This is a genomic window from Streptomyces sp. NPDC031121 (assembly GCF_055570615.1).
Genome location: NZ_JBVIGV010000015.1, coordinates 144519 through 164620, shown reverse-complemented (window position 1 = coordinate 164620; position 20102 = coordinate 144519). Strand labels below are relative to the sequence as shown.

Genomic DNA, 20102 nt, shown 5'->3' with positions numbered 1-20102 from the left:
GCGGGGGCGCCGGTGCTTCAGGCCAGGGTCGCGAGGGCCTGGTTGAAGGTGGCGGACGGCCGCATGACGGCCGCGGCCTTGGCCGGGTCGGGCTGGTAGTAGCCGCCGATGTCGGCCGGGGAGCCCTGCACCGCGTTCAGCTCGGACACGATGGTCTGCTCCGCCTCGGTCAGCGTCTTGGCGAGCGGGGCGAACGCGGACGCCAGGGCGGCGTCGTCGCTCTGCGCGGCCAGCTCCTGGGCCCAGTACAGGGCCAGGTAGAAGTGGCTGCCGCGGTTGTCGATGCCGCCGATGCGGCGGGTCGGCGACTTGTCCTCGTTGAGGAAGGTGCCGGTGGCGCGGTCGAGGGTGTCGGCCAGCACCTGGGCGCGGGCGTTGCCCGTGGTGGTGGCGAGGTGCTCGAAGGAGGCGGCCAGCGCGAAGAACTCGCCGAGCGAGTCCCAGCGGAGGTAGTTCTCCTTGACGAGCTGCTGGACGTGCTTCGGGGCGGAGCCGCCGGCGCCCGTCTCGAAGAGGCCGCCGCCCGCCATCAGCGGGACGACCGACAGCATCTTGGCGCTGGTGCCCAGCTCCAGGATCGGGAACAGGTCGGTCAGGTAGTCGCGCAGCACGTTGCCGGTCACCGAGATGGTGTCCTCACCGCGGCGGATGCGCTCCAGGGAGTACGCGGTCGCCTTGACCGGGGAGAGGATCTCGATGGTGAGGCCCTCGGTGTCGTGGTCGGCGAGGTACGTCTTGACCTTGGTGATCAGCTGGGCGTCGTGGGCGCGGTCCTCGTCGAGCCAGAAGACGGCCGGGGCGCCGGTGGCGCGGGCGCGGGTGACGGCGAGCTTGACCCAGTCCTGGATCGGGGCGTCCTTGGTCTGGCAGGCGCGGAAGATGTCGCCCTCGGACACCTCCTGCTCCAGCACGGTGGTGCCCGCGGCGTCGACGAGGCGGACGGTGCCGGCCGCGGCGATCTCGAAGGTCTTGTCGTGGGAGCCGTACTCCTCGGCCTTCTGCGCCATGAGGCCGACGTTCGGGACGGAGCCCATCGTGGCCGGGTCGAAGGCGCCGTGGGCCCTGCAGTCCTCGATGACGGCCTGGTAGACGCCCGAGTAGCTGCTGTCCGGCAGGACGGCGAGGGTGTCGGCCTCCTTGCCGTCGGGGCCCCACATGTGGCCGGAGGTGCGGATCATGGCCGGCATCGAGGCGTCGACGATGACGTCGGACGGGACGTGCAGGTTGGTGATGCCCTTGTCGGAGTCGACCATGGCCAGGGCCGGGCCCTCGGCGAGCTCGGCGTCGAAGGAGGCCTTGATCTCGGCGCCGTTCGGGAGGGCGTCCAGGCCGTTCAGGATGGCGCCGAGGCCGTCGTTCGGGGACAGGCCGGCCGCGGTGAGGGCCTCGCCGTACGTGGCGAAGGTCTGCGGGAAGAAGGCGCGCACGACGTGGCCGAAGACGATCGGGTCGGAGACCTTCATCATCGTGGCCTTGAGGTGGACGGAGAACAGCACGCCCTCGGCCTTGGCGCGGGCCACCTGCTCGGAGAGGAAGGTGCGCAGGGCGGCGGCGCGCATGACGGAGGCGTCGACGACCTCGCCGGCCAGGACGGGTACGGACTCGCGCAGGACGGTGACGGCGCCGTCGGCGGCGACGTGCTCGATGCGCAGGGAGCCGTCCTCGGCGATCACCGCGGACTTCTCGGTGGAGCGGAAGTCGTTCTCGCCCATGGTGGCGACGTTCGTCTTCGACTCGGCGGTCCAGGCACCCATGCGGTGCGGGTGGGCCTTGGCGTAGTTCTTGACCGAGCCGGGGGCGCGGCGGTCGGAGTTGCCCTCGCGCAGGACCGGGTTGACGGCGCTGCCCTTGACCTTGTCGTAGCGGGAGCGGATCTCGCGCTCCTCGTCGGTCTTCGGGTCGTCCGGGTAGTCCGGGAGCGCGTAGCCCTGGGCCTGGAGCTCGGCGACCGCGGCCTTCAGCTGCGGGATCGAGGCCGAGATGTTGGGCAGCTTGATGATGTTCGCTTCCGGCGTCTTCGCCAGCTCGCCGAGCTCGGCGAGGGCGTCGGCGATGCGCTGGCCCTCCTCCAGGTACTCGGGGAAGGAGGCGATGATGCGACCGGCCAGGGAGATGTCACGGGTCTCGACATTCACACCGGCCGTCGACGCGTAGGCCTGGACCACAGGCAGGAAGGAATACGTCGCGAGGGCCGGGGCCTCGTCAGTGTGCGTGTAGATGATGGTCGAGTCAGTCACCGGATGCTCCGCTCCACAGTCTGCGTCTCACGTCTGCAAGATTGCTCGACATCAAGATATCTCGTGATGGGGCCCTCCCGGACAGCCCCCTGCCGGAAGAGCGACGAGACGCACGTCACCCGGGTGAAACCGGGGGAACGCGGGAGCGCCGCCCCCGGGCGGTTTCCCGCCGGGGACGGCGCTCTCTCGTGCGCTGCGGCGCGTACGGGCCGGATCAGGCCTGGACGGCCTTCGGGCTCGGGCCGTACTGGTTCGGGTTGGCGTCGCCCTCGCTGGCCATGAGGACCAGCAGCCAGATGCCGCCGATGAACGGGACGAAGCTGATGAAGTACCACCAGCCGGACTTGCCGGTGTCGTGCAGGCGGCGGACCGTGACCGCCAGGTTCGGCACGAACGTGGCGGCCAGGTAGAGGCCGGTGAAGAGCGGGTACGTCGACAGCGCGAAGTCCACGACCATGAGGACGAGGGCCACCGGGATGTTGAACAGGACGAACATCCAGAACTCCTGCCGGCGGGCGCGGCCGGAGAAGACGGCGTACTTCTTCAGGACGTCGGTGTAGTAGTGCATGGTCCCCCCTGAGGACGGATCGTCGGCCCGTCCTTCTGGAGCAAGCCGGGGCGAACTTATGCCCCGCTTACATCGCGGTCAAGCGAGTTGCCGACCGGGCTGTGCGGGGGCTTTGTCGACTGCGGCAACCAAACACACCCTCCCCCGCCGCCACTTGGAACCCACTGATCGCGAGACGTCACAACCGGTGACGAAATCCAGGCGGCGGGGGGCACTTGAAGGGGCGTGAGATCCCTTTTGTGGTGTTCGCACGGACCTGCGCACCACCCAGCGTGTCCGCGGAAGGAACGCCCGGCAGGGCGTCCGCGGTGCCCACATCGTTATCCCGCCGCGACACGGGCGTGCCCTGGCGGAGGGGCCGGAGCGGAGGGGATCAGAGCCAGCCGTTGCGGCGGAAGCCGCGGTGGATCAGGAAGCAGGCCACGGCCATCACGCCGAGCACGAGCGGGTACCCGTACGTCCAGCGCAGCTCCGGCATGTGCTCGAAGTTCATGCCGTAGACGCCGCAGACCATGGTGGGGACGGCCACGATCGCCGCCCACGCCGTGATCTTCCGCATATCCTCGTTCTGCGCGACGGTGACCTGCGCCAGATGGGCCTGGAGGATCGAGTCGAGCAGCGCGTCGTACGCGTTGATCTGGTCGGTCGCGCGGGTCAGGTGGTCGGCGACGTCCCGGAAGTAGGCGCGCGCCTCCTGCGGCACCGGCTGCATCGGCTGCGTGGCCAGCTGCTCCAGCGGGCGGGCCAGCGGGGCCACCGCCCGGCGCAGCTCCAGCAGTTCGCGCTTGAGCTGGTAGATGCGGCCGGCGTCGCCGCGGCCGCCGTCGCCGCTGAACACGGCGGTCTCCACGGCGTCTATGTCGTTCTGCACCGCGTCCGTGACGGCGACGTAGTCGTCGACGACGTGGTCGGCGATCGCGTGCAGCACGGCCGCGGGCCCCAGGGCCAGCTGCTCGGGGTCCGCCTCCAGCGTCTCGCGGACCGGTCCGAGCGTGCCGCGGCCGCCGTGCCGGATGGTGAGGACGAAGTCCTCGCCGGCGAACACCATCAGCTCGCCGGTCTCCACCATCCCGCTGTCCGCGGCGAGTTCCTCGTGCTCCACGTACCGGACGGTCTTCAGGACGGCGAACAGCATGTCGTCGTACCGCTCCACCTTGGGCCGCTGGTGGGCGTGGACGGCGTCCTCCACCGCCAGGGGGTGCAGCCCGAACAGGTCGGCCAGCCCGGCGAGCTCCTCCTGCGACGGCTCGTGCAGGCCGATCCACACGAAGCCCCCGCCGGTCTTGCGGACCCGGCGCAGTGCCTCCTCGGCGTCGGCGCAGCCCTCCTGCCGCACCCCTTCGCGGTAGACGATGCAGTTGACGACGGCGCTGCCGAGCGGGGAGCGGGCGGGGTGGCTCAGGTCCACGGCCCGCCGGTAGCCGCGGCGCACGACCCGGCGCAGGTTGCTGAACATGGACAACGGTGCACTCCCCTTCGGCGGTTCGGCGGCCAGTCTGCCACCGCCCGCGCTCCTGCCCCGCCGCGGCGGGGCGCATCCCGCGGCTCGCCGGTGCGGCGGACCGGCGGAGGGTGCGCGTCAGGCGCGGTCGACGAAGACGCTCGTCGCCTTCACCCGGGCCACGGCCCGCGCGCCCACGACGAGGCCCAGCTCCTCCACCGCCTCCCGGGTCAGCAGCGACACCACCCGGTGCGGGCCGGCCTGGATCTCGACCTGGGCGTCCACGGTGCCGAGCTTCACGGCGGTGACGATGCCGGGGAAGGCGTTGCGCGCCGAGGTGGCGGGCGCCTCCTCGTCCCCGGCGCCCTCCCGGGCGACCTGGACGCAGAACGCGGCCAGGTCCGGCCCGTCGACCATGCGGCGGGCACCCTCGCGGCGGGTGGGGAACCGCTCGGCGTCCGCCCAGCGGCGGGCCGTGTCGACGCTCACGCCGAGGAGCCGCGCCGCCTGGCCGATCGTGTACGAGTCCATGGCGGCAGCCTAGTGCTGCGGCCCTTCCGGGCCACAGAGGACCAGGGCCTGGACGGGGTTGCCCCGTGGAGCAAGCAGCGGCGTTCGGTGCGTGCCCTCGGCGCGTGCCGGGCATCGCGACGCCGCGGGGCAACCCCGTACAGGCCCTAGTTTCCCTGCCAGGGGTGCAGGGCTTCGGCGGCGGCCTCGGCGACGACCCGCGCGAGCGTGGAGAGCGCCGGCGAGTCGAGCTTCCACTGCTGCCAGTACAGCGGGACGTCCAGGGTCCGGTGCGGCAGGAGCAGCACGAGCCCGCCCGAGCGGAGCAGCGGCTCCGCCTGCGACTGCGGCACCAGCCCCCAGCCGAGGCCCGCGGCGACCGCGTCGCGGAACCCCTCGGAGGTGGGCACGCGGTGGCGCAGCCGGCCCGCTCCGGTGTCCGCGTCGCCCGTGAGGGAGCGGACGAAGACGTCCTGCAGGACGTCGCGCCGGTCGAAGACGATCACCGGGGCGCGCTCCAGGGCCCGCCCGAGGGCGGCCGCGGTCGCGGACTCCGGGACGTGCCGGGCGGCGAAGCCGGGGCCCGCCACCGGCAGGTAGCGCGCGAGGCCCAGCCGGCGCACGGTGCAGCCCGCCACCGGGTCGGGCGAGGAGGTGACGGCGGCCATCACCTGGCCCTCCCGCAGCAGGGCGGTGGTGTGCGACTCGTCCTCGCGGTGCAGCTCGAAGAGGACCGGCGGGTCCTGCGGCACCCGCTCCAGCGCGGGCAGGAACCAGGTCGCGAGGGAGTCGGCGTTGACGGCGACCGGCAGCCGCACCGGTCCGCCCTCCTCCTGCGCCATGCCGAGCTCGGCGCGCGCGTCCCGCTCCAGGCGGGCCAGCTGGCGGGCGAACCGGACCACCACCTGCCCCGACTCCGTCGCCCGCACCGGTTTGGTCCGCATCAGCAGGACCCGCCCGGTGCGCTGTTCGAGCGCTTTGACGCGCTGGCTGACGGCGGAGGGGGTGACGTGCAGCGCGGCGGCCGCAGCGTCGAAGGTGCCCTCGTCGACGACGGCGAGCAGGGTCCGTACCTGGTCCAGCGGAAGATCGTCCATCACAATCGCTAAGGGTACGTAAAAATCCTTAGCTGTACTGCACAGCGATGCGTTCATATGGTCGGACGCATGACACACGGCATCCTCACGGCGGCCCTGGCCGGCTTCGGCACCGGGCTCTCCCTCATCGTCGCCATCGGCGCACAGAACGCGCTCGTCCTCCGGCAGGGGGCGCGCCGCCAGGCCGTCCTCGCCGTGGTCGCCATCTGCGCCGTGTCGGACGCCCTCCTGATCACGCTCGGCGTCGCCGGCGTCGGCGCCTTCGTCACCGCCTGGCCGGCCGCCCTCACGGCCGTGGGGATCGCCGGCGGGACGTTCCTGATCGGCTACGGGCTCCTGGCCGCCCGCCGGGTGCTGCGGCCCGACCCCGCGGCGGCCCTCGACACCGGCGGCGCCACGGCCCCGTCCCGCCGCGCCGCCGTCCTGACCTGCCTGGCCATGACCTGGCTCAACCCGCACGTGTACCTGGACACCGTCCTGCTGCTGGGCTCGCTCGCCGCCGACCGCGGCGACCTGCGCTGGGCGTTCGGCGTCGGCGCCGCCCTGGCGAGCCTCGGCTGGTTCGCCGCGCTCGGGTACGGGGCCCGCCTGCTCAGCGGCCTGCTGTCGCGCCCGAAGTCCTGGCGGGTGCTCGACGGGGTCGTGGCGGCGACCATGGTCACCATGGGCGGGATGCTGCTGGCCGGGGCTTGACCGGCCGCGGCCGCCCCGCCGCCGCACCATCCGCGGCCGTCCCGCCGCCGCACGACCCGTGGGAGCCCGCCGTGCCCGACCACCGCTCCGACCGCCGCTCCATCCGCCCCGCCCGCGGGCCCGGCCCGCTGCTGACGGCCGCGGCGGTCGTCGTGGACGGGGCCGGCCGGGTCCTCGTACGGGCCCCCGGGCGCGCCCCGGGCCGGCCCGGCCTCCCGGGGGGCGCCGTCGCCGGCACCGACACCCCGGAGGCGGGGCTGGCCCGAGCCCTGGCCCGGGAGCTGGGCCTGCACGCCCCCGTGGGCCGGCTGCTCGCGGTGGACTCCCTGCCCGCCGCGGGCCCCCGCGCGCGGGCCGCCGTCGTCCACCTGCACCTCGTCGGGCCGCTCGGGCCGCAGGACGCGGCCGCCGCCGCGGCGGTGCTTCCGGGCTGGCTCGCGCCGCAGGAGGCGTACGCCCTGCTGCCGGAGCCGGACGCGGCCCGGCTCCGCGCCGCGCTGGCCGCCCTGCGCACCGGCTCGGTGGCGCACCTGGCCTGCGGCGTGGCCCAGCCGGGCTCGCCCGCCGGGCTGGATCCGGCCCGCCGGTCGGCGCTGGAGCACGCCGGGGCGCTCGACGCGGCCAGCCACCGCGCCGCCCGGCCCAAGGCGCTGACCGCCGCCAGCGCACTGCTCACCGACGCGGCGGGGCGGGTCCTGCTCGTGGAGCCCGCCTACGGCCGGCCCGGCCGCTGGCACCTGCCGGGCGGCGGCGTCGACAGCGACCTCGGCGAGACCCCGAGGGCCGCCGTCCGGCGCGAGGTGCGCGAGGAACTCGGCCTCGACGCGGAGCCGGGCCGGCTGCTCGCCGTGAACTGGTCGCACAAGCCGGGCTACCCGGCCCGCATCCGCTTCCTCTACGACGGCGGGATCCTGGACGGCGCCGCCCTCGCCGCGATCCGCCTCCCCCCGGGGGAGCTCCTCGCCTGGCACCTCGCGACGGCCGGAGAACTCCGCGACCTCGTCAAGCCGTCCCTGCGGCGCCAGATCAAGGCCTCCCTGCGCGCCCGCACCCAGGGCACCGGCCCCCTGGAACTCCACGCCGGGCGCCCCGCCGGCACGGCACCCCGCTGAGGGGTGCCGTGCCGGTCACAGCACCGGCGGGCTGGTCCATCCGGGCGGCAACGTGGCGTGGCGCGCGGGCCGCGGGCCCGGCTCGCGCATGGTCGAAGCACACATCGCCCGCGCCCGCGCGCACGAAGCGCACTCCGGCCGCGCGGGCGAGCGGAATCCACGGAGTGCCACCATGTCCGCAGCAGAACCGACCGGGCCCGCCTCCGGGCCCTCCCCCGGCCGCGGCCCCGCCGCGGGAACCACCACCGGGGCGGCCGGCGCCCCGGCCGCGCAGCCAGACCCGCGCCGCTGGTGGATCCTCGCCGTCATCGGCCTCGCCCAGCTGATGGTCGTCCTCGACGCCACCATCGTGAACGTCGCCCTGCCCTCCATCCAGGAGGGCCTCGGATTCTCCGACCACCGCCGCCAGTGGGTGGTGACCTCGTACGCCATCCCGTTCGGGAGCCTGCTGCTCCTCGGCGGGCGGCTGGCCGACCGGGTCGGGCGCCGCCGGGCCTTCCTCGTCGGCCAGATCGGCTTCGCCGCCGCCTCGGCGCTCGGCGGCGCCGCCTCCTCCTTCGAGGTCCTCGTCACGGCCCGCGCCCTCCAAGGCGTGTTCGCCGCCCTGCTGGCCCCGGCGGCGCTGTCGCTGCTGACCACGACGTTCTCGGCGCCCGCCGAGCGCGGGAAGGCCTTCGGGGTGTTCGGGGCGCTGGCCGCCTCGGGGGGCGCGGTGGGCCTGCTGCTCGGCGGCCTCCTCACCGAGCACCTGGGCTGGCGGTCGACCCTGTACGTGAACGTCCTGTTCGCGGCGGTCGCCGTCGCCGGCGGGGTGCTGCTGCTGCGCCGCCGCCCGCCGCAGGCGCCGCCGCGGCTGGACCTGCCGGGTGCGGTGCTGGCCTCGGCCGGCCTGTTCTGCCTGGTGTACGGGCTGTCGACGGCGGGCCCGCGCGGCTGGCGGTCGGTGCCGACCCTGGGGATCCTGACGGCGGCCGCGGTTCTGCTGGCGGCCTTCGCGTGGTGGCAGGGTCGCAGTCCGCACCCGCTGCTGCCGCTGCGGATCGTGCGGGACCGGGTGCGGGCGACGGCCCTGGCGTCCGTCTTCCTCACGGGCGTCGGGATGTTCGGGGTGTTCCTGTTCCTGACGTACTACTTCCAGCACACCCGCGGCTTCAGCCCGGCCCGGACCGGGCTGGCCTTCATGCCGATGTCGGGCTGCACGATGCTCAGCGCGATCGGCAGCAACCTCGGGCTGCTCGGCCGGGCCGGCGGGCGGGCCCGCGTCGTGACGGGCATGCTGCTCGCCGCGGCGGGCATGGCGTGGCTGGCGAACCTGACGGCGACCGGCCCGTACGCGGTCGAGGTGCTGCCCGGCCAGATGGCCACGGGGCTCGGCATGGGCCTGATCACCGCGGCGGCGATGAACCTGGCCACGGCGGGCGTAGACCCGCGGGACGCGGGCGTGGGCTCCGCGACGGTCAACGCGATGCGGCAGGTCGGCGGCTCGGCGGGCACGGCGCTGATGAGCACGCTGGCCCTGGGCGCCGTCGGCCGGTACCTGGCAGGGCGGCAGCCCGCGCCGGAACTACTGGCACGGGCTGCTCTGGAAGGCTATAGGACCGTCTTCACGGCGTCGGCGCTGATCTTCACCGCCGGGGCGGTGCTGACGCTGTTCCTGCTGCCGGGCGGCCTGTCCGCGGAGCGCGCACACGGCGCTCCGCGGACGGGCCGCCGCCCCTCAGGACCCTGAGGCCGGGCGGGCCGGGGCGTTCTGGGCCGGCGGGGCGGCCGGCTCCGCGGGCCCGGCCGCCGGCGGCGTCGTGGTCGACGGGGCGCTGGCGGGCGGGGTCTCGGCCGGCATCTCGCAGTTCGCGACCGAGCTGCGTACCCGCTCGCCGGTGGAGAAGTGCCGGATCTTGCAGGCATTGGTGCCGAGGCCGCCGTCGACCTGGGCGTAGCCGGGGCCGATGACGAGGACGGCGTCGTTCTGGCCGCGGACGGTGTCGTTGCCGGGACCGCCCTGGACGATGCCCGCGGACTCCGCGCCGACGGACTTCGGCTCGATGGTGTCGTGCTCGCTGCCGCCGAGGACGCGGCCGCCGAGGTCGACGTGGCCCGTGCGGATGGTGTCCTTGCCGTCGTTGCCGAAGACCTGCCCGCCGCCGCGCTGGTAGGCGCCGGGCTCGCCGAAGACGCTGCCGGTGGTGATGGTGTCGTCGCCGTGGTCGCCGTAGACGGTGGCGCCGTGCTCGGCCGTGCCCATGACGAGGGCGGTGATGATGGTGTCGTTGCCGGCGCCGCCGCGCACGGAGGAGTTGCCGTTGCGCGGGGCGAGGTTGTTCACCTGGAGGGTGTCGTCGCCCTCGCCGCCGAGCACCTGCGCGTCGATGAGCATGCCCTTGACGCGGATGTTGTCGTTGCCGCCGCCGCCCCAGATGATGGCGTTCTCGACGTCGTTCTCGCAGACGATCGTGTCGTCGCCCGCGGTGCCCCGCACCTCCTGTCCGGGCCGGGCCTCCACTCCGTTGACGTAGCACCAGTGGGACGGCAGGGCTTCGGCGGCCCTGGCCGGGCCCGCGGCGAGCGAGGCGGCGGCGACGACCGTCCCGGCGAAGGTGTACGTGGCGGTGCGTAGAGTGCGGCGCGTGCGCAGCATGGAGTCTCCCGAGCATGGGTGTGGTGTGTGCGGTGTGCGGTGGGGCTGGTGGCTGGCGGTCGGTCAGGACAGCCCGTGCCGCAGGGGCGTGAGCTGTTCGATGTCGTACCGGTTCCGCAGGTCGGCGATCGCGGCGGTGTCCGGGGCGACGCCCGAGTCGAGCAGGGCGATGAGTTCCTCGAAGTACCGCTCGTGATCCGGTGGCGGTGAGGCCTGGAAGAACATGCGGGCCGGATCGCCGGTCGGGTTCGCGAAGGCGTGCGGGCAGCCGGGCGGGACCACGATGACGGTCCCGGGGGTGGCCCGCACGACCTGGCGTCCGTCCAGCGATTCCCAGTGTCTCCAGTCGTCGCCGCTGCGCACGCGCGGCTCGAAGGCCATGACGTCGAGTTCACCCTCCAGGACGTAGAACAGCTCTTCGCTGCGGATGTGCCGGTGGGCGCCGACGTCGAAGCCGGGCGGGACGACGACCTCGAAGCTGGAGGCGACGGTGGAGTGCTCGCCGGTCACCTTGAACGTGACCTGCTGGGCGGGGGTGTGCAGGGTCCGGCCGTGGCCCGGCGGCACGAGGAGGCCGTCCCGGGCTGCGTGCGCCGTCATGACCAGGTCACCGGCAGCCCTTCGGGGCCGCGGATGAGCGCTCCGGGCCGCCAGCGCAGCTCGGCGGTCGGCACGGTGAAGCGCAGGTCCTCGAAGCGGTCGAGCAGCGCGTCGACCATCAGCTCCGACTCCAGGCGGGCGAGCATCGCGCCGGGGCAGAAGTGGGGGCCGTACCCGAAGGAGACGTGCGGGTTCGGGCTGCGGTCCAGGTGGAGTTCGTCAGGGTCGGGGAAGACGTCGGGGTCTCGGTTGGCGGCCAGGTAGGAGACGTAGACCGCCTCGCCGGCCCGGATGAGCTGGCCGGCGATGACGACGTCCTCCAGGGCGATCCTGGAGAGGCCGACGGCGTTGCGGTGCGGGATGTAGCGCAGCAGTTCGTTGAGCGCGGAGGGCCGCAGCTCGGGTCTGGTGCGCAGCTGGTCCATCAGGTCCGGCCGGGTGAGCAGGATGTAGACCATGTTGCCGACGTTGTTGGTGACGGCCTCGCCGCCGATCTGGATGAGCAGGCCCAGGCCGGTGGCCTCCTCCAGGGTGACCTCGCCGTCCCGGACGGCCTTGTCGAGGAGCCCGATGACGCTTTCGTCGTGGGGCACGTCCCCGGAGCGCAGGCGGGCGGCGAGGTAGGCCAGCGCCTCGTTCTTCGCGCGCTCGCTGCGCTCGGCGCCCTGGGCGGAGGACAGGATGAGGGTGGTCCACTCGTGGACCATCGGCCGGTCCTGCTCGGGTACGCCCATCAGCTCGCAGACGACGGCGAGCGGGAAGGGCGCGAGGAGGCGTTCGGTCAGGTCCGCGGGCGGGCCGTCGGCGAGGATGCCCTCGACGAAGCCGTCGAGCATCTGCTTGGCCCGGGTGCGCAGGCGCTCCACGCCGGTGGTGGTGAAGGCGGCGGCGACGGTGCGGCGCAGCCGGGTGTGGTCGGGCGGGTCCTCGAACCCGACGGCGCCGGGCGCGGGGATGAAGTGGGGGGCCAGGCGGGTGACGTCGTGTTCGGCGACGAGCTTGCGGCTGAACCGGGGGTCGTTGGCGACCATGCGCACGTCGTCGTACCGGCAGACGAGCCAGGCCCAGCCGGATCCGTTGGGCAGCCGGATCCGGGTGACGGGCCCCGCCTGCATCAGTCCGGCGAGGACGGGGTCGAAGTCGACCCCCTCCAGCGCCGGGGTGGGCCAGTGCGTGACGGGTGGCCGTGCGGTTGCGGGGCCGTCCTTCAGCATTCTTCGGATTCCTCCCTCAACGGGTCCCTCGTTCGGAGGTCCAGCTGCCCAGTGAGATCTCTGCGGTGATGCCGGGGCCGAAGCCGGCCAGCAGGCCCTTCGCGGCGTCGGCGGTGCGGTTCTCGTCGAAGAGGCGGCGCAGCGCGTCGAGGACGACGGCGCTGGCGATGTTGCCGTACTCGGTCAGTGTGGCCCGACTGAAGCGGAATGCTTCGGGTGCCACACCGAGGTACTTGCTGAGGTCGTCCAGGATGCGTGGTCCGCCCGCGTGGATGATGTAGAAGTCCAGGGCTGCGGCGTCCCAGCCGTGGGCCTTGGCCAGTTCCTTGAGGGACGGGGCGAGGGGTTCCATCGTTCCGGGCACGCGCCGGTCGAGCTTGAAGTGGAATCCCGTCGACTTGACGTCGTACATGATCCAGTCCTCTGTCTGGGGGATGATGTACGAGCTGTTGCGGTGCAGGGTCATGCCGGTGCCGCCGCGGCCGCGGACCACCGCCGCGCCGATGCCGTCGCCGAAGAGGCCGTTGGAGAGCAGGTTGCCGACCTCCAGGTCGCTGGGCTGGTAGCACAGCGAGCACAGTTCGCAGGACACGATCAGCGCGTTCGCGTCCGGGTAGGCGGTGCAGAAGTCGTGGGCCCGGTTGACGGCGGCCCCGCCGGCGGCGCAGCCCAGCTGGGCGATGGGGAGCTGCCTGGTGTCGGTCCGGAAGCCCATCGCGTTGATCATCCACGCGGTCAGCGAGGGCATCATGAAGCCCGTGCACGACACGTAGATGATCATGTCGATGTCCTTGGCGCGCAGCTGCGCGTCCTCGAGCGCCTGCCGCACCACGGCGGGGACGCGAGCCTTGGCCTCTGCCTCGTAGACCGCGTTGCGCGACTCGAAGCCGGGGTGCTTGAGCGTCTCCTCGATGGGCTGCACGATGTGCCGCTTCGCGACGCCGGTGTTGCGGATCAGACGCAGTGCCAGGTCGAGCTGCGGATGGTCCGCGTGCACGGACCGGGCCAGGTCGAGGGTCTCCTCCATCGTGATCACGTGCTCGGGCACGGACACCGTTGGCCTGCACAGAGTCGCCATGGGTGGCTCTCCTTTCCTGTCTGACACAGCCTCACGGACCGGCAGCCGAAGCGCGCGCGGGACTACGGCGTTGGGGGACATGGGCCAATCCGGTGACGCTGCCCGGCACAGGCGGCGGGGCGGGTGGCGACCGGGAAGGGATGCGTGTGCCGATATGGCCGCGGAAATCCTATTTGGCCGCATCATCCGTGCGGTCGGGGGAGCCATCCACGCAGGGAGATGAAGCATGACGGCAGAGCCGAGAACGGCCGCGGAGCCGGCTGCGCAGCCGGCCCCGGACGAGACGGTGCACCACTGGAGCCTGGACGACTTCCAGGCGCTGGACTTCGACCCGTTCCTCCACGAGCGGTTGAAGGAGAAGCGGGCCGCCCGCATCAGGCTGCCCTTCGGCCAGGGCGACGCCTGGCTGATGTCGCGCTACGCCGATGTCAAGGCGGCCACGACCGATCCGCGTTTCAGCAGGTCGGAGCTGGTGGGCCGGACGATCACCGCCTCCTCGCCGCACGCGATCGCCTCACAGAAGGCGTCCTTGAACTACGCCGACCCGCCCCGGCTGAACGACATGCGCCGCGTGGTGGCGCGCGCGTTCACCGGCAAGGCCATGCAGAAGCTCCGGCCGACCATCCAGCGGACCACCGACGGCCTGCTGGACGGCATGGAGCGGCACGGCTCGCCCGCCGACCTGGTCGAGCACCTGCACGGCCCGCTGCCCCTCGCCGCCGTCGCCGACCTGCTCGGGATGCCGCACGGGATGCGGGCCGACATGACCGACTGGGCCAACGTGGCGATGACGCCGGGGCCCGCGCCCGCGCAGAGCGTCGACGCCCTCAAGACGGTCCGCGAGACGGTCGTCGCCCTCCTGGAGATGCGCCGCGAGGAGCCCACCGACGACCTCACCGGGGTGCTGACCGCCGCCGCCGCGGCCGGCGAGATCACCGACGACGAGGCCGTCTCGCTGGCCACCGCCATCCTCGTGAGCGGTGCCCACGCCGTCCGCAACAACAGCGCCAACATGGTGTACGCCCTCCTCACCCATCCGCAGCACCTCCAACGGCTGCGCGCCGAGCCGGAGCTGATCCCCCAGGCGGTGGACGAGCTGCTGCGCTTCATCCCGCACCGCAACGGGGTCGGCCTGCCGCGGATCGCGACGCGCGACCTGGAGATCGCCGGCGTGCGGATCAAGGCGGGCGACACCGTCTACTCCTCGTACCTGGCGGCCAACCGGGACCCGGAGGTCTTCCCCGACCCGGACCGGCTGGACTTCGACCGCGGCCCGATCGCCCACATGGCGTTCGGGAACGGCCCGCACCACTGCGTCGGCTCGATGCTGGCCCGGATGGAGTCGGAGGTCATGCTGGCCACGCTCCTCGACCGCTACCCGCGGCTGGCCCTGGCCGTCCCGCCCGAGCAGGTCGAATGGCAGGCCGGCGGCCTGATCCGCGGCCCCAAGTCCCTGCCGGTGTCCTGGTGATACGCCGGCACCGGATCAAGGTGGTCAGAGGCGTCCCGGACCACATAGAACTGGCGGCCCTCACGGCCGCCCTGCTCGCACTGGCGCGCGCGGCCGAGATCGCGGGGCCGCCCCGCTCCACCCGGCACCGCCGCGCCCACTGGGACCGCGACCTGCCCTCCCCGGTCCACCACCCCGCGCACTCCTGGCGCGCCCGCCCCAAGTCCTTCCTCCACCACTGAGGACGGCGCCCCGGGCGGGCCCGCGCCGGACGGCGAAGCCGCGGCGGCCGCTCCTGCGGCCGCCGCGGCGGTGCGTCCGGGGCCGGCTCACACCGCGCCGGGGCGGGCGGCGGAGGCCGCGGAGGCGGGGGCGGGGGTCGGCGCCGGTGCGGCGGGGCTTGCGGGGGCCGCCGGCGCGGGGGGTGCGGTCGAGGGGGTCACGGGGTCGCAGGAGACCTCGTCGCGCGGGGTGTAGTGCGTCGTGTACGTCTCCCGCTTGACCTCCTTCCCGCCCTTGACGAAGACCCGGTCGACGGCGACGTCGAAGCCCTCCAGGGGGGTCTGCACCTCGCACTGCGGCCCCGGGGCGGAGACCTTCTTCGGCGGGGTGACGTTGGTCCGCGGGCCCTTCACCGCGCGCACCTCGTCGTACTTCCTGGTGCCCAGCAGGCTGATCGTGACGGAGGTGTCCGTGGAGCTCGCCCGCACGTACACCGCGTGGCCGGAGTCGTTGCGCCAGCGCAGGTCGAGCGTGCCCCAGGCGACGGTGGCCTCGCGGCCCTCGGGGTAGCGCTCGATGTAGAAGGAGTGCGCCCCGTGCTCCAGCGGCTTCAGGCCGGCGAAGAACATCGCGTTGTACATGGTCGTCGCGACCGCGGAGACCCCGCCGCCGGGCGACTTCACGTACCGGCCGTCATTGATCATGATGCCGTCGACGAAGCCGTTCGCCTCGGTCCGCTCCCCGACGGTGCCGTTGAAGCTCCACGCCTCCCCCGGCTTGACGACCGAGCCGTTGATCAGCTCCACGGCCCGCCCGATGTTGGTGCTGCGGTACGGCGCCGCCGGGAACTCGACGGTGAAGGACGAGACCTCCTCGCGGATGCCGAGGCTGCGCGCCTTCTCCGCGGTCATCTGCGGCGGCACCTCGGTGGCGGCGAGCACACCGGTCCGGGCGGCGGCGCCGGTCCGGGTGAGGAGCGGCAGGACGGCGTCCTCCAGGGCCCGGGCGGTGACCTGCACGCCGCTGCGCCCGTCCTCGGCGACGACGACGCGCTTCGAGGCGGGGTCCACCTCGAGGACGGCGCCGCGGGAGGGCCGGGTCAGCTCGGCGATCTGCCGGGCGACGGCAGGATCGGCGAGGAGCCCCTCGGCGTCGAGGTCGGGCCGCAGGACGCCGTCGTCGCCGGGCGCGATCGCCAGGTGGCGGCCGATGACCTCGGGGGTGAGGGTGACGGGCTTGCCGGTCAGGGTCAGGGTGATCGGGCCGGACATCGCGGGTTCGGCGATCTCGGCCATGGCCCGCTCGGTCTCCCGGGCGTCGACCGCCGGCTGGGTGCGGACGACGGGAACGGCGACGGGCTCCGTGCGCGGCTCCAGGTAGGCGGTGCTGACGGCGTCCGCCGCGGCCCCGGCCCGGACGGCGACGCCGACGGCGGGGGCGGTGGCGCGGGCGGCGCCGTCGTGGAAGGTGATGGCCCCGTCGCGGGGCTCGGTGCGGGTCCGGGCGGCGAGGCGTTCGGCCTCGGCGGCCGCGGCCGCGTCGTCCGTCCGGACGACGGGTTCGAGGTCGCGCTCCTGCGCGGGCAGGACCAGGCGGCCGATCACCGTGAACGGGTCGGAGCCGGAGCGCGCGGCGAGGTCGGCGGTGGCCTTGGTGTCGAGGGACAGGCCGAAGGCCGCGGGGGCCGCCTGGGCGGCGCGGCCGTCGATGCGCAGGGGGATCGGCGCGGCGGCCTCGGGGCCGAGCTCGCGGTCGAGGGCCGCCTCGGCCTCGTGGCGGGTCATGCCGCCGATGTCGACGCCGTGCACCCGGGTGCCGTCGGCGATGGTGTCGCCCGCGTAGGCGAGGCCGGCCGCGTACAGGCCGCCGAAGCCGAGGACGGCGGCCCCGCACGCGAGGGGCAGGGCCGTCCGCCAGTCGGTGATCAGGCGTGGTACGCGTCGCATGTCTCTCCCGTGGCATCGGTGCGCCGGTGTGCCGACGGCGGATGAGCGCGCCGGACTGGTCGGCTACCAGGATTCACCAAATCGGGCGAAACAACACGAAAATGTGCGTGTTCTCACGGAGGCGGCACGGGTCGGCACACCGCCCGGGGCGGCCGACGCCCGGATCCGGAAAAGCAAGTCCACTCGGATTGAATTGGCCCTTTCGAAGGGGTCCGGGGGTGCCCGACGGTGGGAGCCGGCCGCTTTTGGCCGCCTCACCCGACGGAAAGGCCCCTCCGTGCCCACGCCTCCCGCGCTCTCCGCGCGCCGCCTCCCCCGCCGCCTCGTCCAGCTGTACGCGGGCCTCGCCCTGTACGGCGCGAGCTCTGCGCTGCTGGTGCGGGCGGGCCTCGGCCTCGGCCCGTGGGATGTCTTCCACCAGGGGGTCGCCGAGCGCGTCGGCTGGAGCATCGGCACGGTCTCCGTCGCCGTGGGCGCGCTGGTCCTGCTCCTGTGGGTGCCGCTGCGGCAGCGGCCCGGCCTCGGCACGGTGTCGAACGTGTTCGCGGTCGGCCTCGCCATGGACGCGACGCTCGCCTTCGTACCCGACGTGCACGGCGTGGCGGCCCAGGTGGCCGTCCTGGCCGCGGGCGTCGTCCTCAACGGCGCCGCCACCGGCCTGTACATCGCCGCTGCGTTCGGCCCGGGCCCGCGCGACGGCCTGATGACCGGCCTGCACCGCCGTACGGGCCGCTCGGTGCGGCTGGTCCGGACGGGCATCGAGCTGACCGTGCTGGCGGCCGGGTTCCTGCTCGGCGGCACCGTCGGCGTCGGCACGGTCGCCTACGCCCTGGCCATCGGCCCCCTCGCCCAGCTCTTCCTCCGCGCCTTCGCCCTGCCGGCTCCCGCCGCGGACCCGACGCCCACCGCACGTCCCCGCCCCGCCCCGGCCCCGGCCGAGGCGGCCTGACGGGCGGAAGCCGGGCCGAGGGGCACGGGCCCAGCGGCTACGGCAGCTCGTAGGGGGACGGCACCGGGAAGTACGCCTCCAGGAATGCGGTGACCGTCTGCTGCTGGTGCTCCGGCGTGACCTCCGTCCCCGCGTCGTCGGCCAGGCAGAAGGCGTCGACGTCGCGGCGCCGGGCCAGGTCGGCCAGCTGTCCGCCGGCCTCGGGCTGGTCCGTCGCCACGTACGCGTGGGTCAGCTCGCCCTCCACGGCCCGGCCTTCGGCCAGGGCCAGGTGCGCGGCGAGCGTGACCGGCGCGAGATCGGTCGCGCTGCGGAAAACCGACCGACCGGTGGCGTCGAGCCGGCCCGGCAGGACCTCCTCGACGCGCGCGAAGAGGGAGCGCCTGAGCGGGTACGGGGTGTGGGCCAGGATGTACGGGTACGTGCGGCCGGCCGCCTCCTCGACGGCCTGCCGGGTCACCCGCTGGGAGGCGCTGAAGACGTCGTCGTCCCCGTCCTCGCCCGGCAGGGCCGGGGGTACGGCCCGCCGGTCGTGGAAGACCTTGGGCAGGCCGGAGGGCAGGAAGTAGCACTGGGGCTGCTGCTCCCGGCCGAGGAAGATGTCGTCGTTGAAGTAGAGGAAGTGCTCGGACACGCCGGGGATCCGGTGCAGCTGGCTTTCGATGGCGTGGGAGTTGAAGACGGGCAGGCTGCCGGGGTCGGCGAAGAGTTCGCGGTGGTCCACGACCGTGATGCCGGGGTGGCCGGCGGCCAGCCACGGGGGCGTCTGCCGGTCCGTGACGAGGAAGACGTGCCGGATCCAGGGCGCGTAGGCGGCGATGGAGCGCAGGCAGTAGCGCAGCTCCCCGCGGTCGCGGTAGCGGTGCTCCGCGTCGTCCACCCCGTGCGGGCGGCCGGCTCCGTCCGCGGCTCCGGCCTGCTCGCGTCTGCGGCGCCAGGCGGGGTCGGCGGAGTCCACCCAGCTGATCACGGCGTCGACGGGGAAGTCGATGTCGTGGGGGAACCGTCCCGCCAGGGCGTCGAGGACGCGGCAGTCGCGCCCGCCGATCCGCCGGACCGCGGTCGCCTCCATGGAGGGCAGCCACCATCCGTACGGCGTCTCGCGGAGCGAGGCGACGCCGCCCTGCCCGGAGGCGGACGGCGTCCAGAAGTCGAGGTCGCAGCCCAGCTCGGGGCCGTGGCGAAGCGTCCGGCCGGAGGTCACCACGCGCTGGTACAGGCGGATGCCGTGGACCTGTTCGCCGGTCTGCCGCTCGGGGGCGAGGGCCCGGGGCAGTGCCTCGGCGAGGACGTCGCCCAGGCTGCTGCCGCCCTCGCCCAGCAGCCTGGCGTAGACGGGCCGGCCCGCGAAGGCCTCGGCGCACGCCTCGGCGACCCGGGGCCGGTCGCCCGGGGCGATCGCCAGCCTGTGGGACGGCCCGGGCTCGGGCACCAGCCCGTGCGCGATGCCGGCCGCCTCCAGGGCCGCGACGGCCGCGTGCAGGTTCGCGGCCCGTACGTCGGCGGGCAGCAGGGCGTCGCTGACCAGGGCGAGAAGTCCCTGGTCCCGGACCACGCCGGGCAGCTCGTCGAGGAGTTCGTCCTCCCGCGTCCGGGGCGACGTGGGCGCGGGTCCGCCCGGCTCCCGCTGCCCCGGCTGCGGCTGGGAAGGCACCCCCGGCAGGCCCGTCACGGGGCGGGCCCGCCGGCGCAGGGCGGCCGGCAGCAGGACGCGGGACAGGTGGCGCATGTGTTCGTTCACCGTCGCGGATGACCCTTCCAAGCGCTTCGCTTTACCCCAGCTTTGCCTCCCGTTCCCCTTCCCGGCAAGCCCCCGAGGTCGCCGACCGCCCCGCCGGGGGCCGCCCCGGCCCCGCCCGGCCCCAAGGAGGCCCCCAAAACGGAAAAGGCCGTATCGGATGATTCCGATACGGCTTCTGACCTGCGATCCTCTCCCGTCCGCGGCCTGGCCGTCATGTCTACGCACAGCGATGACCAGAACGGGACACGCCCGACCTGCGCCCCGCTGGCCACCTGGGCGACGCTGCGGACGTCGCCCTGACCGGGCTGCTCACCGTCTCCGCCGACCCCCCGACTGCGAGAGCTGCTGAGCATGCCCAGAAGCCAGGCGCCCTCCGCCGACGTCGGGCCGCGCGGCTCGGCTCATACACGTACCGGGCAGTCCTCTGAAGCGGCGCGCCAGGGGCCGGAAGACGCGGGTGTGGCCGCAGCGGTAGCCGTAGCCGGCGCGCCCGGTGCAGGAATACTCCAGGGCGTTGCGGTGCCCACCCGGTGCGGAAGGTGGTCCAACGGCCGGCCGAAGCGGGTTCGCAGCGAGGCGGGACACGATCACCACGCCCCGCTCCCGAGT

At 73.9% G+C, this 20102-nt stretch carries 17 protein-coding genes; 6 read left to right on the top strand and 11 right to left on the bottom strand.

Annotated elements, in window-relative coordinates:
- Nucleotides 1-17 precede the first annotated feature (17 nt).
- The 5 genes from ACZ462_RS26630 to ACZ462_RS26610 all read right to left on the bottom strand — a co-directional run bounded on the left by ACZ462_RS26630 (nucleotide 18) and on the right by ACZ462_RS26610 (nucleotide 5853).
- Nucleotides 18-2237, bottom strand: a complete 2220-nt coding sequence (locus tag ACZ462_RS26630; RefSeq protein ID WP_467808585.1) for an NADP-dependent isocitrate dehydrogenase — start codon at nucleotides 2235-2237, stop codon at nucleotides 18-20.
- A gap of 214 nt (nucleotides 2238-2451) precedes the next feature.
- Nucleotides 2452-2805, bottom strand: coding sequence for a DUF805 domain-containing protein (locus ACZ462_RS26625; RefSeq protein ID WP_403331104.1), 354 nt, complete (start codon nucleotides 2803-2805; stop codon nucleotides 2452-2454).
- 373 nt (nucleotides 2806-3178) lie between these two features.
- Nucleotides 3179-4261: a magnesium/cobalt transporter CorA gene (corA, locus tag ACZ462_RS26620; RefSeq protein WP_467808601.1), complete on the bottom strand. Its 1083-nt coding sequence runs from the start codon at nucleotides 4259-4261 to the stop codon at nucleotides 3179-3181.
- 123 nt (nucleotides 4262-4384) lie between these two features.
- Nucleotides 4385-4777 carry a TOBE domain-containing protein gene (locus ACZ462_RS26615; protein WP_467808586.1) on the bottom strand — a complete coding sequence of 131 codons (393 nt, stop codon included), beginning with the start codon at nucleotides 4775-4777 and terminating at the stop codon, nucleotides 4385-4387.
- A gap of 146 nt (nucleotides 4778-4923) precedes the next feature.
- Nucleotides 4924-5853 (bottom strand): LysR family transcriptional regulator ArgP, encoded by a 930-nt coding sequence (locus ACZ462_RS26610; RefSeq protein ID WP_467808587.1) that lies wholly within the window; start codon nucleotides 5851-5853, stop codon nucleotides 4924-4926.
- Between the two features lie 69 nt (nucleotides 5854-5922).
- Between ACZ462_RS26610 and ACZ462_RS26605 the strand changes: the two genes are divergently transcribed.
- The 3 genes from ACZ462_RS26605 to ACZ462_RS26595 all read left to right on the top strand — a co-directional run bounded on the left by ACZ462_RS26605 (nucleotide 5923) and on the right by ACZ462_RS26595 (nucleotide 9387).
- A complete protein-coding gene (locus ACZ462_RS26605; protein WP_467808588.1) occupies nucleotides 5923-6546 on the top strand; it encodes a LysE/ArgO family amino acid transporter in 624 nt (207 codons plus the stop codon).
- A 71-nt stretch (nucleotides 6547-6617) separates the two neighbouring features.
- Entirely contained in the window at nucleotides 6618-7658 is a 1041-nt protein-coding gene (locus ACZ462_RS26600) for an NUDIX hydrolase (RefSeq protein WP_467808589.1), read from the top strand.
- Nucleotides 7659-7830: 172 nt separating this feature from the next.
- Complete coding sequence (locus ACZ462_RS26595; protein WP_467808590.1) at nucleotides 7831-9387, top strand: MFS transporter; 1557 nt, start codon at nucleotides 7831-7833, stop codon at nucleotides 9385-9387.
- On the opposite strand, the gene ACZ462_RS26590 is transcribed toward ACZ462_RS26595, so the two are convergent.
- The 4 genes from ACZ462_RS26590 to ACZ462_RS26575 all read right to left on the bottom strand — a co-directional run bounded on the left by ACZ462_RS26590 (nucleotide 9376) and on the right by ACZ462_RS26575 (nucleotide 13185).
- Nucleotides 9376-10293 (bottom strand): hypothetical protein, encoded by a 918-nt coding sequence (locus ACZ462_RS26590; RefSeq protein ID WP_467808591.1) that lies wholly within the window; start codon nucleotides 10291-10293, stop codon nucleotides 9376-9378. The genes ACZ462_RS26595 and ACZ462_RS26590 overlap by 12 nt on opposite strands.
- A 63-nt stretch (nucleotides 10294-10356) precedes the next feature.
- Nucleotides 10357-10893: a cupin domain-containing protein gene (locus ACZ462_RS26585; protein ID WP_467808592.1), complete on the bottom strand. Its 537-nt coding sequence runs from the start codon at nucleotides 10891-10893 to the stop codon at nucleotides 10357-10359.
- Entirely contained in the window at nucleotides 10890-12107 is a 1218-nt protein-coding gene (locus ACZ462_RS26580; protein WP_467808593.1) for a cytochrome P450, read from the bottom strand. The genes ACZ462_RS26585 and ACZ462_RS26580 overlap by 4 nt, the downstream gene beginning before the upstream one ends.
- A gap of 16 nt (nucleotides 12108-12123) precedes the next feature.
- On the bottom strand, nucleotides 12124-13185 hold the full coding sequence (locus ACZ462_RS26575) for a type III polyketide synthase (protein ID WP_467808594.1): 1062 nt from the start codon (nucleotides 13183-13185) through the stop codon (nucleotides 12124-12126).
- 226 nt (nucleotides 13186-13411) lie between these two features.
- On the opposite strand from ACZ462_RS26575, the gene ACZ462_RS26570 reads away from it, so the two are divergent.
- Together ACZ462_RS26570 and ACZ462_RS26565 are read left to right on the top strand one after the other, a co-directional pair.
- On the top strand, nucleotides 13412-14656 hold the full coding sequence (locus ACZ462_RS26570) for a cytochrome P450 (RefSeq protein WP_467808595.1): 1245 nt from the start codon (nucleotides 13412-13414) through the stop codon (nucleotides 14654-14656).
- Nucleotides 14653-14877, top strand: a complete 225-nt coding sequence (locus ACZ462_RS26565; protein WP_467808596.1) for an acyl-CoA carboxylase epsilon subunit — start codon at nucleotides 14653-14655, stop codon at nucleotides 14875-14877. Before ACZ462_RS26570 ends, ACZ462_RS26565 begins: the two co-directional genes overlap by 4 nt.
- 87 nt (nucleotides 14878-14964) lie before the next feature.
- Here the strand turns inward: ACZ462_RS26565 and ACZ462_RS26560 are convergent, their stop codons facing one another.
- Entirely contained in the window at nucleotides 14965-16803 is a 1839-nt protein-coding gene (locus ACZ462_RS26560) for a VanW family protein (protein WP_468252950.1), read from the bottom strand.
- A gap of 277 nt (nucleotides 16804-17080) precedes the next feature.
- Between ACZ462_RS26560 and yczE the strand changes: the two genes are divergently transcribed.
- Nucleotides 17081-17752: a membrane protein YczE gene (gene yczE / locus ACZ462_RS26555; RefSeq protein ID WP_467805517.1), complete on the top strand. Its 672-nt coding sequence runs from the start codon at nucleotides 17081-17083 to the stop codon at nucleotides 17750-17752.
- A gap of 37 nt (nucleotides 17753-17789) precedes the next feature.
- Here the strand turns inward: yczE and ACZ462_RS26550 are convergent, their stop codons facing one another.
- Nucleotides 17790-19493: a stealth conserved region 3 domain-containing protein gene (locus tag ACZ462_RS26550; protein WP_467805515.1), complete on the bottom strand. Its 1704-nt coding sequence runs from the start codon at nucleotides 19491-19493 to the stop codon at nucleotides 17790-17792.
- Nucleotides 19494-20102: the final 609 nt, after the last annotated feature.